This is a genomic window from Termitidicoccus mucosus (genome assembly GCF_038725785.1).
GTDB classification, from domain to species: Bacteria; Verrucomicrobiota; Verrucomicrobiia; order Opitutales; family Opitutaceae; genus Termitidicoccus; species Termitidicoccus mucosus.
The window spans coordinates 1,936,319-1,951,188 of sequence record NZ_CP109796.1; the positions used below are offsets into that span (position 1 = coordinate 1,936,319).

The window sequence follows — 14,870 nt, forward strand, 5'->3', positions numbered from 1 at the left end:
CCTTGGCGTATTCATTTATTTGAATTCAGGGTGTCAGCCACTTCATCACTCCTATAAACACAGCCAGAATGGCTGCGGTCATCGCGCAGCATAGGACAAATCCGATTGTATCCACCCGATTCCACCGGGTGAACTCCCACGACGTGTCCCGGAAAAGCTTTGTGTGATCCATGCGCGAAGGATTCCTGCGCGTCTTTTCCATCTCCGCGGCGTCGAGTTCCGGGGTGTCGGCCACGGGAGTCTTCATTTTCCCAAAGAACGCGTCCACCCGCTCCTTGTCGGGTTTCCGCGTGAACAGGCTCACAATGACCACTAGGAACACGGGAAGGAGTGCATCCACGAAGAATCTCGCGGCGAAGCGCCCTCCCGCGGTGAAGTGCGCCGGATTCATCCCGAGCGCACGGAGCACCAAGAGTTCGGTATGCAGCCGTCCGCGTCCCTCAAGCCGGCTTTCGGAATCCTCGGGATTTGCACGCACCACGGACTCGAAATACACCGGAACGGGACGCCCGGCCGCATCCACTGTGCGCGTGACCAGCATGGAATTGTGGGCCAAAACCGGGAGTTTATGTGCGAATACGGGAAAAAGAATATTGATGAACGCCCCTCCCAGAACCGCCACCCAGACCGCCTTGGCTGTCACCTTGCGCCAGATAAACATCATCAAAATTGCCGCGCCGAACGGCACATTTATGGTCATGGCAAACTGCAGCACGACATAGATGCTCTCCAGTTGCGTCGCCACGAGCACGCCGAGCATCAGAATCACAACCAGCGTCCAGCGGCCGGCCCTTACCGTTTCCGCATCAGTCAAGTCCTTCCTCAGCATTCCGTAGATGTTGCGCGCGAACAATGCCGAGACTGCCATGCCTTGCGAGGCGACCGTGGACATGTTGGCCGCGAGGATGCCGGCAAACATCAATCCCAACAATCCGGGCCCCAGCAGCCGCCGTGACATCGCCCCCCACACCATGTCCGGGTCCGCCAAGATATCGTGACCCGAAAACAATACGATGCCAATCAATCCGCATATCGCCCAGACGACGGTAAGGATGCGCTTGCCAAACGTGCCGGTGACGGCCCCGAAGCGGGCCGCGTATTCGTTGCGCGCAGAGCCGGCGACCGCCATGTTATTCGGCAGGGCATGGGCCTGCATGAAGGTTGCCGCCAGAATGGCCAGAATCGTCCAGACGGTGAAATCCGTGTCGCCGCTGCCGCCAAAGACGTTGAGCATGGCGGCCGGAACCCTCTCGCCGATCTGGTCCCAGCCGCCCATGGCCGCAAGCCCGGTTGGAATCAGCAATATTGAAAAAATTATGATCAAGATCCCCTGAAAGGCGTCGGTCATGGCGGTCGCGCTCATGCCTCCAAGCACAATATAGAATCCCACGGCGAGCGTGTAGATGATATAAAATACCCACGGATTAAGCGCGGTGACATAATCGGTCAGCTCGTTGCGCGCCAGCTTTTCACGCAGCACGGCCAGATGAGCCTGGCCGCCGGCATCAAGCATCCCGCCCTCGCGAATCGCCGCCTCGTATTTGATGAGCTGCTTATAATCGTCGACCGACTGGCGCTCCCGGGCGGTCCACTCCGCCTCCGGCTTGGTGATGAGCGCGGCGGATATCTTGTAGGAGACCAGATTACCGAACGCCATCGTGACCGTCACCGCCATGATGATCTGGAACGACGCGTAGAACAACGCGAGCCGGCGGCTGCCGAGCCGGTCCCAGAACAGATCAGCCATGGTCGTGAGACGCACGCGGCGCAGCCACGGATAAAAAAACCAGTAATAGGGATTCAGGAATATCATCTGCAATCCCATCCAGACTCCGGCCACGCCTTGTTTATAAACGATGCTAGCCGTGCTGACCGTGTCGTTGGCCGCGACCGCGTTCCCGAAATTGAGGAAGAATTGGTAAATCGTCCCGAGTTTGCGCCCGGCAAGGAAATATCCCTCGCCCGAGGCCGCGTGCTTGGCGGTTATCTTTCCGATAACAATGAGCATCGCGAAATAGGCGACGAGGATTATGCAATCAAGATAGTGGAGATTGGCCATGGTGATTTTGTCAGGAAAAATTTTGCATGTCCCTCAGCGGTCGTTTCCGGTTATGTAAAAAGCGCGCTCCACCGCCGCCGCCGCCGAAACGGGATCAGCGCCTCCCCGGCCCAGTTGCCATGCGGTCACGGTCACCTTTACCGGCAGCCTCGCGCGCGGCGGCAACGTCAGCAGCACGAGCCGGCCATCGACAACCTTGGCCGGGCCGGAGCGGACAAAATAATACACGGGCAGCCCGGCGCTGGATTTTGCATCAAGGGGAATTTCGCCTGTCCCGGCGCGACAATCCTTCAAGGACGGAAAATCAATCCGCTGCGGTCTGCCTTTATGCATGGGAACCACAAAACGCGCCGGTTGCACCGAAGGACGGAACCGATCGTCGCCCGGATGACGCACCAGGACGAATTCGGGGACCTCTGGCCAGCCACGGTTGAGTCTGATGCGATATGTGCCGTCGGGTCCCGCGTCAAAGACTCCGGAAACACGCTCGATCGTGCGCTGCCCTCCGGCGGCGTGGCCAAACTTCATGCCTGCCTGTTCGAAATTTCCCGGCAGCTCGTCGAGAAAGGTCGTTTCAATGCGCTTTATGGTGATGCCGTCCCCGGCATATTCGCATTCGACTGGAACGAGATGGGAGGTGATTTCGACAGGAGAACCATCGAGTCTGGCAAATGCGACGATCTGATTTTCGCGCTGCCAGCGACCGGAATGGCTCATGAACTCGACCGCGCCTTTTGCGGTTTCCCTGTCAATAAAGAAGGGGGCATGGCGGAGTTCACCGGCGGCCTCGGCATAACGTGTGATTTCCAGCGGCAGCACGGGTAGCGGAAGCTGCATATCCACGACATATCCGTCATCCGGGGAAATGGGGCGCAGAGTGCCGTCGGATTTCAGGCGATACGCGGCGGTCCGCTCAATATAGAGCGCGAGGAACCGCATGTACGGTTCGCTGAAATCGAAATGTCCGCAGCCATATTCCTCCACATAGGAAACCGGGCGGAAACGGACGGTCTGCACCTCGCGCACGGCCCTCAGCACATTCAGCGCGGAGCCGTTTGTCCTCCAGTCCTGCTCGGGCTGGCGCCACTCGGGGAAATGCCCGCCCGAATATAAAACGGGGCCTTCATATTTATCAAATTCCGGATACGAAAAACCGCCCTTGGCCGAGATGACTGCGATGGTGCGTTCCGGGCGCGCCTCCGCGAGCCGATGCGCAAAGATGGTGGTGGACGAGTGGCCAAAGGTAATCCACGGCGCGCCGGCAAGCTCGGTGTAGCCGGAAAGGGCGGCGAGTTTGTCCAGCATGTCCTGCTGCACGGCGATGGAACGCTCGCGATCCTGCTTGTAACGCATGTCGAGAGCCGGATTCGTCCAGACAATGGCGATGTCGTTTTTTGCGCACGCCCCGCGGATGGCCGGATGCTCGACCAGGATTTGCTCACCCACGTTCTGGTGAGCCAGCAAAAGGCCGCGCACTTTCCGGCAAGAAGGCGGAATCCAGAGATATGCGGTGAAATCATAAGGTTTTTTGCTGCCAAGTCCCTGATTGCTGAGTGTGACACTGAATTGAAACTCCCCGTCGGCGCACCCCGGCGGGGATGCGGTTGAGCGCGCTCCACTGCCGATTGCCAGCATTGCCAGAATAATGAGGGCGGGCCGACGGTGACCTTGGAATTTCATTTCAGTTTTGGGTTTGGTTGATTGGGATGCTGCCACCCATGTTACTCGTGTCCGTGCATGGCGCGGCATGCTTCACGCACGGAGATGAAGCTGCCAAAATCCATCGCCCGGAATATCAGGACATGGGCTGGATGTTATTATAAGAATGAAACCGGACTATCTGATGAATGATATTAAGGGGTTATAAAATTATGATTCGCCGCCAGTTTGTCACTGGGGCTTGCGCGCCGCCTTTTTCCGTCCAGGGCCGCTTCCCGCCGCGGACGCCCCCGCCGCCTCCAGCATCGCCTGCTTTATTTCCTCACGGCGTTCCGGAGGAAAGCGGTGCACGGGCACCGAGACGCTGACGGCCACAAGCGGCTCGCCCATCGAGGCCAGCGGCACGGCGATGCATGCGACCCCGGGAACCGTTTCCTCCTCCTCGGTCGCCCATCCGCGCTCCCGGGTCGCATCGAGTTCGCTTTTGAGCGCGGCCATGGCGGTGCGGCGCTTTGACGAAGGCAGGGTCGCGCCGATTTTCGCAATCAGGCGTTCGCGCTGCACTTCATGAAGATTGGCGACCACCGCCCGGCCAAGCGCGGTGGTATGAAATGCATCCCGCGCGCCGGGTTTCACAATCCAGCGCAATGGCTGCGTCGTCTCCAGCACGTGCGCATACCGGATATAAATCCCTTCCAACACTCCCAGGTTCACGGTCTCGTCAAACTCGGCGTGGAGGCTTTGCATGAGCGGAAGCGCCTTGTTGCGCAGGTATTCATCGCGGCCATATTCGCGCAGGGAATTGAGGCGCTCGGAAAGCCGGTAAGAACCGCGTTCCTCCTCCTGCTCGACATACCCCAGATCCCTGAGGCTTCGCAAGATACGAAACGCGCTTGGTTTCGGCTGGCGGCTTTCTTCCGCCAGTTCGGCGAGACTTAGTGACCGACCCGCGCGGGCAAGCACTTCAAGGATGGAAAAAGCTTTGTCTAATACTGCGATAGCCATGTTGTTTTCTCTCTTTGAACGCCGCGTTTCGTCAAGTGAAATGATTGTTTAACTTCATTGTTTATATAGATATTGCGGGAATTATTAATCGAATCTCATTGTGAGCATCCTCGCGCATCGACGCGCCATCTGGCGGCGACCTCATGGCGCCGGCGCACCACCACCTCGTCGGCAAGGTTTACCACGGTGCAGACATGGGCGGGGACGAAGGGCACGCGCTCGCCCACACGCAATGCGTCGGCTCCCGCGCCTGTCACATAGCCGTGCTCCTCGTTCACACGCGACACGGAAAAATCCCGTCCATCCGCCGGAAGTGCAAAGATCCCCGCAGGGGTGCGGTCGGATGAAAAGGTCTTGGAGCCAGCGTCAATCAACGCCAGCCCCGGGGACGGCTTGTCGATCACGGTGGCCAGCACGTGAAGCGCGACTTCGCCGGACCGCATGACACCGGTTACGGCGGTCAGCGCGAGGTCGCCAAACACATACGCGCCCGGACGGACGGCCTGCACGCGACCGGTGGATCGGGCCGCGACGTCTTGGGCTGTCACGCTGCATCCCGGCCAGACGGGAAGTCCCGGGTCAATCGCGTCGCGTGCCGCGCAGAGGGATTCAATCATCGTTTCCACCCTTTGGTCGCCAGGCGTGAAAGGCGCGCCGTAAAACCAGCCTTCGTGCGTATAGAAACCGCGCAGGTCAAGATGCGTGCAGCGCGCAATGACCGCGGCAAGGCGCGCGGCCGCCTTTGCATCCCTCGCCCCTTCGCGCCCGAGCCCGGTGTCGATCGCCATCATGACCGCGAGTTTGCGCCCGGTGCGCGCGGCCAGATTTTCCAGCGCCCCGGCCTGTTCCCCGCTGGTCGCGGCCACGCGAAAATCATCGAGCCGCTCGGCCAGCGCGGCAACGCGCGGCGCCTGCCGGGGATCGACCAGGGAGTGAGCGACAAACATCTCCCGCGCGCCGGAAGCCAGCATCGCCTCCGCCTCGCCGAGTTTGGCGCAGGTCAGGCCGCGCGCACCGGCGGCCAGTTGCCGCGCCGCCACCGGCACGAGTTTATGCGTCTTGATGTGCGGGCGCAGCTCCACGCCCGCCTCGTCGCATGCGCGTTGCATCCCGAGAATATTGCGGTCGAGCTGTTCCTCATCCACGAGAATCACGGGCGTCGGCAGGTCGTCGATGGTTTGCGGCGCGGTCATGAGAGGGAGGTCACATTTTTCCAATTTGCCCGACCGTGAGGCCGCCATCGACGACAATGACCTGCCCGGTGATATACGACGCGGCGGGCGAGAGCAGAAACGCCGCCGCGCCGGCGCAGTCCTCCGGACGTCCGATGCGCCCCAACAGGGTTTTCTTTTCATAGTGGCGCTCCTTCTCCGGCTGCGCCTTCAGCCAGGGCGTGGTGAGCTGCGTGTAGATCAGGCCGGGGGCGAGTCCGTTGACGCGGATGTTGTGCGGGGCGAGCGCCTGCGCGAGGGAGCGGGCAAGCATGACGAGACCGGCCTTCGACGTGTCGTAAACCGTGCAGCCATCCTCCGGCTGGAAGCCGTTGGTCGAGGAAACAATCACGACCGCGCCCGGGCGTTTCCGCTCCACCAGCGCCCGCGCAAAACATTGCACCAGGAAATACACCGAGCGCAGGTTGATGGACATCACGCGGTCCCACTCCTCCGGCGTGATTTTCAGGAAATCGCCGTCGCTCGGCACGCCGGCGTTGCACACCAGCAAATCCAGTCCGGGCTTCTCGCGCAACGCGGCCTCGAGCACCGCGGCCGGCGCGCCTACCGCGGAAAGATCCCCCTGCACGAACGCCGCCCCGCCGGGCATGTCCGCAGGGCGCCCGGTGTTGCCGTGAAACACCACTTGCGCGCCGGCTTCGAGCAGGCCGAGACCGATGGCATGGCCGATGCCTTTCGACGAGCCGGTGACGAGGGCGGTGTTATGAGCGAGCGAGAACATGCTCGTCCCGGAGCTGGAGCAGGGAAAGGAGGTTGTCATGTGCGATGGCGGTGATGGTTTTTTCAGGAAGCGCGCGCAGGCAGGCGATTTCTTCCTCATAAGTGCTGCGGAGGGAAACAAGCCCCGCCTCCCCGCTGGCCACGAAGGTCTGGAAAGGCGTGTCGGAACCCCAGATCAGTTTCGTTGGATAGCGTTGCGCAAGCACGGCGAGCACGGCCGCGGGATCCCGGTAATCCGCCTCCAGCCGGCGTTCCGGCGCGGCAACGAATTCCATCTCCCGGGCCGCACCCTGGCAGTGGATGCGATGCGCGGAGCAATCGAACCACGTGTTGGGCAGCTCCGCCACGCGATCGAGATAAACGCGGTCGAACCGGCACGAATGCGCGAGGCAGAATCTTACCCCCGGGACGGACTCGGCGACCCGCAGGATCGACCCTGCGCCCGACCACGGATCATTGGCGATGACGCTGGAGTGGATGAGAAAGGGCAGGTTCAGTTCCTCCGCAAATTCCAAAAAACAACGCCCCGTGCCAAGCAGCCCGGTGATGTCGGACTGGATCATCGTCGCCTGTATTTTCAATCCGTAAAACGGAAACTCCCGGTGCAGCTCCCGCAGCCGGGCCGCCTGCGCCCCCGGCTCGCGCGCCGGATCGAGCATGACAAACGGAAGCGTCAGCCTGCCCAGATCGGGAAACATTTCATATATTTCCCGCAGCATCCGCTCGTTTTCAAATGCGTAGGGAATCCGCTCCGGCCCGCCGGGGACGAGCCGCCCCGCGCGCATCGCGTTCATATCGAACCACGCATGGGCCACCATGGGAAACACGACCCAGCGGTCCACCCCGTGGCGGCGGCCCCCGGTGACGAGGGCGGGCAGGTCCTGCCCGTAGGGATAATAGCCGTTCAGGTAGAAAAAAAGATCCGCGCCGATATGGTTGTGACAGTCGATGATCATGCGGGCTGGTGATGAATGTTTCGCCGTGGTCCGGGGCGTGTTGCGAGCCACCGTTGGCATTATTTTCGATCTCGGCAAGTATTTTGTTTGACGAAACTGAAATTTCATATTGTGAAACTAAATGGAAACAAAAACGCCGCTCCGTCCGCGCCGGCGCCAATCTTGTTCCAACCCCGCAAATCATGCCTTATACATTCAACCGTTCGCAGGAATTATTTCAACGCGCCCAGAAAAGCATCGCCGGTGGCGTCAACAGCGGCATCCGCAAAATGGAAGCCCCCGTCCCGCTCTATTTCGAACGCGGGGAAGGGCCCTTCCTTTGGGACGTGGACGGCAACCACTACCTTGACTTTCAACTCGGCCAGGGAGCCATCCTCTACGGCCACGCCCCGGCGGGCATGGCGGAGGCCATCGCCGCGCAAGCCCGGCTCGGCACGCACTGGGCCGCGCAAAGCCGCCTGGAGATTGAAGTCGCCGAGCGGCTGCAATCCATGATCCCGTCGGCCGAACTTGCGCGCTTCAACAACTGCGCGACCGAGGTGGTCATGGCGGCGTTCCGTCTCGCCCGGGCGCACACGGGCCGCCCGCTGATCCTGCGCTTCGAGGGGCATTATCACGGATGGAGCGACGAGGGCACGGTCAGCGCCGGCACCCCGCCGTCAAGCTGGGGGGATGACGAGGCCCCCGCCAGTTTCCATGCCAGCCAGGGAGTGATTCCTTCCGTGCCGGAACAATTTGTGGTCGCCCGCTGGAACGATCCGGAGCACCTCCGCCGCCGCGTCGATGCTCATCGCGGAAAAATCGCCGCCATCGTCTTCGAGCCCGTCGGTTGCAACACCTGCTGCCTCGAGCCCGTCCCCGGCATGATGTCGGCCATCCGCGAATTATGCGACCGCGACGGCATGTTGATGATCGCCGACGAAACCATCACCGGGTTCCGCTTCGGCGCGGGCGGCGCGCAGCGCTGGCTGGGCATCAGCCCCGACCTCACCATCATGGGCAAGGCCATCGGCGGCGGCACGCCGTTTGCCGCGCTCGCCGGCACCCGCGCCGCCATGGCGTGCATCACCTCGGGCGAGGTGATGCACGCCGGCACCCTCAATGCCAACCCGCTCTGCCTGGCCGCCTCCAAATGGTGCCTCGACCAAATCATCGCGCTCGGCGACGGGCATCCGGACGGGCTGTGCAGGCTGGGGAAACGCCTGATGGCCGGACTCGTGAAACTGGCCCGCGAAAACGGCATTCCCTTGCATCCGCAGGGACCGGGAATGATTTTCCACGCCGTGATGCTGAAACCCGGCGCGACCGAAGGCCCGGTGATCGATTACCGTGATTACATGCGACGCCATGACGCCGCGCGCTGGGCGCACCTGCGTCGCTGCCTGCTGGAGGAGGGCGTGCGCGCCATCGAACGCGGCCTCTGGTCGATCAGCCTCGCGCATCGCGACGAGCACATCGAGGAGGCGTTGCACCGCGCGGCCATCGCTTTCAAACGTCACGCCGCCGAATGGGCGGTAAACGCGGTTCCCTCCGTGCCGGCGATGGCCAAATAAGCAATCCCGATCACATGAAAAGACCTCGCATCCTCTACGCCGGGCTGTTTCACGAGACCAACAGTTTCGTGGACCAGCCGACGCACTGGGGCGATTTCAACGTGTCACGCGGCGCGGCGATCCTCGCCAAGGAAGGCGACGCCTCCGTCACCGACGGTTTTCTCACGGAAGCGCGCAAAGCGTTCTTTGACGTCATCCCGACCATTGACGCCTGGGCGCTGCCCGGCGGCACCGTGCGGGACACGGCATTTGAGAATTTCTGGAACGAGTTCGAAACCGCCGCCAGACCCGCGCTCGCCGACGGTGTGGACGGGATCTTTCTTGTCCTGCACGGCGCGATGGCGACGGAAAGCCACGCCGATGCGGAAGGCGAGTTTTTGCGCCGCCTGCGGACGCTGCCGGGCGCCGCATCGACGCCGGTTTTCGGCGTGCTCGATCTCCACGCCAACGTGACGGAGGCCATGTGCCGCCACGCCAACGCCCTCGTCTGCTACCGGGAGAATCCCCACATCGACGCCTGCGAGACCGGGCGGCGCGCGACCGCGCTCCTTCGGCGCTGCATCGACGAAGGCCGCGTGCCGCACATGGCATGGTGCCACCCGCCGATGATGTGGGCGCCGCCCGCCACGGGCACTGGCGACGAGCCGATGCGCGCACTCACCCAATTCGCCCGGGCCATCGAAACCGCCAACCCCTCGGTGTGGACCTGCAACATCGCGGCCGGATTTTCCTTTGCCGATACGCCCGACACAGGCGTGTCCGTCAGCATCATCACAACCGGCCCGCGGGATGCCGGCTGCAATCTGGCCGCCGAGGGCGCGAGACTGGCCTGGACGCTTCGCGAAAAGGGACGCATCGCGTATCCGGATGTCGATACGCTGATCGCGGACATCGTCCGGAATCCGCCGATACCGGGAGAAAAACCCGTCTTGCTGGTCGATCCGTCCGACAACATCGGCGGCGGCGCGCCCGGCGATTGCACCGGCGTGATGCGCGCCCTCCTGCGCCACCGCGTGCCCCGCGCCCTGGTTGTGATCAACGATCCGCTTTCGGTGCGCGCGCTTTCCGAAACCTCGCCCGGCGATATCAGCACGCTCGAAATCGGCGGACGCGGATCGCGCTTCGACGAAGGCCCCGTGAAACTTGAGGCCACCCTGGTCTCGCGCGGTGACGGACGTTTTGCCCTTGAGGATAAACAAAGTCATCTCGCGGCCATGAGCGGATCCCAGTTCGACATGGGACCTTGCGCGGTGGTGAAAAGCGGCGGATTGACGCTGCTGCTCACCAGCAGGAAAACGCCTCCCTTTGATCTCGGCCAGTTGCGCAGCCAAGGCCTGGAGCCGCTGGACTTTGCATTCATCGGCGTGAAAGCGGCCGTCGCCCACCGGCGCGCCTACGATAAAATTTCCAGCCGCTCCCTTTACGTCGACGCCCCCGGCCCCTGCACTTGCGACCTTGCCCGCCTGCCTTGGCGGCGTCTTCACCGTCCGTGCTGGCCGATTGATCCATCCGCGCAATTTCCCATCTGATCCTGCATGAGCCATATCACCGTTTCGTATCCAAAGGATAAAAACACACCCGTCTCCCACCTGCCGTTCAGCCCGGCGGTGCGCGCCGGCGATCTTATTTTTGTCTCCGGCCAGGCGTCGGTTGATGCCTCCGGCAATTTGATGCCCGGTTCATTCGAAAGCGAATTCAGGCGCTCGGTCGAAAACCTGCAAAAAGTCCTGAAATCTGCGGGCAGCGACCTGGGGCACGTCATCCAGACCCGCAACTACGTGCGCGACCCGGCTGATCTTCCCGAGTTTAACCGGCTGTATCGCGAATATTTTTTCGCGCCCCACCCGGCGCGCACCACCATCACCCACTGCCTGCCTGAAACACTGCATTTCGAGATCGAATGCATCGCCGTTCCCGCGTGAACCCGGGAAGGAATCACGTCAATGTCCACTGCCTTTCCCAATCCGGGATAACCTCAATAATATTATGAAGCCTCGCAAATCCATCATCACCGCCGCGCTGATTCTCATGGTCAGCTTGCTTTCCCCCCTCGACGCCGCCGAAAAAAATATCACTGTGGATTTTGAACGGTGCATGATTGTCATTCCCAACAAACGGAATGAGGTGGTCAAATATGCAATCGACGAACTGGCGGCCCATATAAAATTGATCAGCGGCGTGGATGTCCCCATCGCCAAGAAAGCGGAAAAGGGAAAGTTCCCCATTTATGTCGGCATCCAGTTTCCGGACGACAAGACTGAGTTCAAGACCGAGGAGGCTCGCTGGGTGCTCACCCCGAACAAAGGCATTTATCTCTACGGCCGGGACAAAATCGGCGGGAAAAAAGAGGCGATCAAAACCTACAAGGACGCCGCCCTTTCCTCCGGCACGGAGGCGGGCACGCTGTTCGCCGTGTATGAATTTCTGGAAAACGTCCTCGGCATCCGCTGGGTCGAACCGGGACCGAAAGGCACCGCTTGCACGCCGGCCAAATCCTTTTCCTACACGCCCTCGGCCGGCTCGTATAAACCGCAGCTTATCCAGCGCCACATGCGCGCGGCCTATAGCGAAAACTTCCGGGCGCGCGCGATTGCGGACGGATTCATCCCGGCGGATCTTCAACTAAGCGGCGAGGAGTTCGCACAACGCCAGGACGACGAGCAGGTATGGCGCCGCCGCATGCGCATGGGCAGGCCGACCGTGAACTTCACCTACGGTCACGCCTTCACCAAGTGGTGGGACAAATACGGCCACACGCACCCGGAGTATTTCGCGCTGAACAAGAATGGCAAGCGCGCCCCCATGGGGGCCAAACGGGCCGACCGCATAAAGATGTGCGTGAGCAACCCCGCCCTGATCAAGCAAATCGTGGACGATCATTTCGCCACCAGCAAGGGGCTGGTGATCAATGCCTGCGAAAACGACAGCCGCGACTTCTGCACCTGCGACAACTGCAAGGCGCTCGACGTCGTCCTGCCCGGCGAGGAAAACCTCGCCATCGATGACCGCATGCTCACCGACCGCTACGTGCATTTTGTCAACGCCGTGCTGCGCGAGGCCAAAAAGCGCGATCCGAGAATGCAGGTGGCGTTTTATTTCTACAGCCGCTACAACGAGCCGCCGCGCCGCGAAAAACTCGACGACGGCACCATCATATTCCTGCTGCCCAACCTCGGCGACCAGATGGATTTCAACAAATATTGCGACGACTGGAACAAGGCCGGCGCGCGCATCGTTTTCATGCGCCCCAATGACCTGAACCAGGACACCGGCCTGCCGCACGGGTTTGAGGAAAAAATGTTCTCCAAGCTCAAAATAGCGAACAATCACTTCAGCCTCCGCGGCACGGATTATGACATATGCTACGGTTTCTGGCCTGTTTCCGGAGTCGCGAATTATATCATGGCGCGCGGATTTTACCGCCCCGAACGCAGCTTCGAGAACTGGAATGACGAATACTGCGGCGTTTTTGGCGAGGCGTCCGGGGACATGAAGAACTACTATGCCTACTGGCGCCAGATATGGAACAAGCGCATAGACGCCAACATGGAACTGATTCAGAAACTGACGGGGGCGGGCAAGCTCCTGCTCCGCACAAGAATCTCGCACCTCACCGACTTGCTCTATGATGAAAGTGACTTCGACAAGACAGACGCGTTCCTCGGAAACGCCCTTAAACGAAATCTCACGGCATGGCAAAAGGACAGGATCGAAAACATGCAGCTCGCCAACCAGCACAGCCGCCTGAAATACCGCGCCATGTGCGCCAACCGACTGGCCGCCACCGCAACCGTGGAAGAACAGAAAGAAACCGCGCAGGCCCTTTATGATTTCCGCAGACGGCACAGGCTCGATTTGAACATCAATTGGGAACAATTGATCTATCTTGAAAATCGTTATGAAGACAATGCCGGTCTCATGCGTCTGCTCGGGACGGAATCGGCCGACAAGAACCTGCGCACTTACTGGCTGGAAACCGAGGCGAAATTTAATGAAACACGAGGCAACTATAACACACCCCTGCGCTGAACCGTCTTCACACCCAGTGTGCATATATTCCACCATTTAATCGCATGAAAGACATTCTCCCGCTCCTGTTCCTGTCCGTGCTTCTTCAGGCGGCCTGCCATGCGGACAAACCCGCGACGCCGGCCGATGCCATCCCCGGAAGCGCCGTGATGCGCTTCGACGGTTTCGGCGCCGACACGGCCGGCGGCGCGGGCGGACGCGTCATCAAGGTCACCACCCTCGACGCCACCGGCCCGGGCTCGTTCAAGGCCGCGCTCGAAGCCAGCGGTCCGAGAATCATCGTGTTTGAGGTCGGCGGCATCATCGACTGGCGGCAGGACGCATTTGAGGTGGCCAACGGGCGCCTGACCATTGCGGGGGAAACCGCGCCGTCGCCGGGAATCACCATCATCCGCGGAAGCCTCAACATTCACGCCGGCGACGTGATTGTGCGGCACATCCGCATCCGCTCGGGTGATGGAGGCGACCTGAAAAAAACCAACTTCGAAAATGACTCCATGACGGCCCACGGGCCGGACGCGAGAAACATCCTGTTTGATCATTGTTCCGTCGCATGGTCCATCGACGAAAACCTTTCCGTATCCGGCCCCCGCGTGAAAAACGGCACCGCCGCGCGCGTGACCCTGCGAAATTGCCTCATTGCCGAGGGACTGGACAACTCGACGCATTCCAAGGGCCCTCACTCCAAGGGCACGCTGGTCCACGACTTCGTGCGAGACGTGGCGATCGCGGGGTGCTTTTACGCGCACAATTTCAACCGTCATCCTTATATAAAGCCCAATGCCACGGTTTTCATGGCGAACAATCTGATTTATAATCCCGGCAATGCGGCCATTCATTTCGCCTATACGCCCTCCGAATATAAAACCATCCCCGACCCGATGCTTCCCTCATTTCTGACCGCCATCGGAAATGTTTATAGAATGGGATCCGATACGAAACCGAAAGTGGCCCTCTTCACATGCTCGCCGGCCGCGCCAACGGATGCCTTGGTCGGCTATGTCTATCAACGTGACAACCGGGTTTATGACCAGCAGGGAGCATTGTTATGGAATGGCGTCTCCGGTGACGCCGCATTTCTGAGCGACCCCCGGCTGACCCTGCTTGACGCGCCGAAAATTGCCCCGGCAAACTTTACTCCCCTGCCCTCCTTGGTGACCGAAGGCTATGTGCTCAAAAACGCGGGGGCGCGTCCCAAGGATCGCGACGCCGTGGACAAGCGGATCATCAACGATTATCTGGCACGCAGAGGCCGCATACCAGACTCGCAGGACGAGGTCGGCGGGTATCCGAAGTCCTTGGGGACGCACCGCCCGCTTGAGGTTCCGGCATCCCCCGATGCTGTCGCGAAATGGCTGGAGGCTTACTTGGCAGAGGTTGAATACTGATACCCATCGGCTTGCCTTGGACTCGCGAGGCCGTGATTGGGCTTCAGCAGTGCGAATTCTCAATTCGCAATGGACTCGCAATTGACTGCCGTCAACCCGCTGTGCCAAGGAAAATGAGTGTTGCTACATTTCCCCTCTGGTTAATTGCAATACATTACCATTCAAAATGATGCAAATATCCCTCAATAAACTACCAAGGTGAAACAAAACCGGGGGCACCTCTCACAAAACACTTATCCCTAATAAACAGATTCATATATCCAGGCAGA

11 protein-coding genes are annotated in these 14,870 nt (G+C 60.6%); 5 read left to right on the top strand and 6 right to left on the bottom strand.

Annotated elements, in window-relative coordinates:
• Positions 1-25: 25 nt before the first annotated feature.
• From OH491_RS06480 to OH491_RS06505, 6 genes are all read right to left on the bottom strand, one after another.
• A complete protein-coding gene (locus OH491_RS06480) occupies positions 26-2,059 on the bottom strand; it encodes a sodium:solute symporter family protein (protein ID WP_068771788.1) in 2,034 nt (677 codons plus the stop codon).
• Positions 2,060-2,092: 33 nt separating this feature from the next.
• Positions 2,093-3,535 (bottom strand): hypothetical protein, encoded by a 1,443-nt coding sequence (locus OH491_RS06485; protein WP_145928968.1) that lies wholly within the window; start codon positions 3,533-3,535, stop codon positions 2,093-2,095.
• Positions 3,536-3,949: 414 nt separating this feature from the next.
• On the bottom strand, positions 3,950-4,723 hold the full coding sequence (locus tag OH491_RS06490; protein WP_084442439.1) for an IclR family transcriptional regulator: 774 nt from the start codon (positions 4,721-4,723) through the stop codon (positions 3,950-3,952).
• 95 nt (positions 4,724-4,818) lie between these two features.
• The gene (locus OH491_RS06495; RefSeq protein WP_068771785.1) at positions 4,819-5,916 is read right to left on the bottom strand and encodes an alanine racemase; all 1,098 of its coding nucleotides are present in this window, start codon (positions 5,914-5,916) and stop codon (positions 4,819-4,821) included.
• A gap of 10 nt (positions 5,917-5,926) precedes the next feature.
• A complete protein-coding gene (locus OH491_RS06500) occupies positions 5,927-6,715 on the bottom strand; it encodes an SDR family NAD(P)-dependent oxidoreductase (protein WP_334319526.1) in 789 nt (262 codons plus the stop codon).
• Positions 6,657-7,631 carry an amidohydrolase family protein gene (locus OH491_RS06505; protein ID WP_068771783.1) on the bottom strand — a complete coding sequence of 325 codons (975 nt, stop codon included), beginning with the start codon at positions 7,629-7,631 and terminating at the stop codon, positions 6,657-6,659. The genes OH491_RS06500 and OH491_RS06505 overlap by 59 nt, the downstream gene beginning before the upstream one ends.
• 182 nt (positions 7,632-7,813) lie before the next feature.
• Between OH491_RS06505 and OH491_RS06510 the strand changes: the two genes are divergently transcribed.
• The 5 genes from OH491_RS06510 (at position 7,814) to OH491_RS06530 (ending at position 14,601) form a co-directional block, all read left to right on the top strand.
• A complete protein-coding gene (locus tag OH491_RS06510) occupies positions 7,814-9,184 on the top strand; it encodes an aspartate aminotransferase family protein (protein ID WP_068772003.1) in 1,371 nt (456 codons plus the stop codon).
• A 14-nt stretch (positions 9,185-9,198) separates the two neighbouring features.
• On the top strand, positions 9,199-10,713 hold the full coding sequence (locus tag OH491_RS06515; protein ID WP_068772002.1) for a M81 family metallopeptidase: 1,515 nt from the start codon (positions 9,199-9,201) through the stop codon (positions 10,711-10,713).
• A 6-nt stretch (positions 10,714-10,719) separates the two neighbouring features.
• Positions 10,720-11,106, top strand: coding sequence for a RidA family protein (locus tag OH491_RS06520; RefSeq protein WP_068771782.1), 387 nt, complete (start codon positions 10,720-10,722; stop codon positions 11,104-11,106).
• Positions 11,107-11,170: 64 nt separating this feature from the next.
• The gene (locus OH491_RS06525) at positions 11,171-13,213 is read left to right on the top strand and encodes a DUF4838 domain-containing protein (protein ID WP_068771781.1); all 2,043 of its coding nucleotides are present in this window, start codon (positions 11,171-11,173) and stop codon (positions 13,211-13,213) included.
• A 44-nt stretch (positions 13,214-13,257) separates the two neighbouring features.
• A complete protein-coding gene (locus tag OH491_RS06530; protein ID WP_084442435.1) occupies positions 13,258-14,601 on the top strand; it encodes a hypothetical protein in 1,344 nt (447 codons plus the stop codon).
• Positions 14,602-14,870 lie beyond the last annotated feature (269 nt).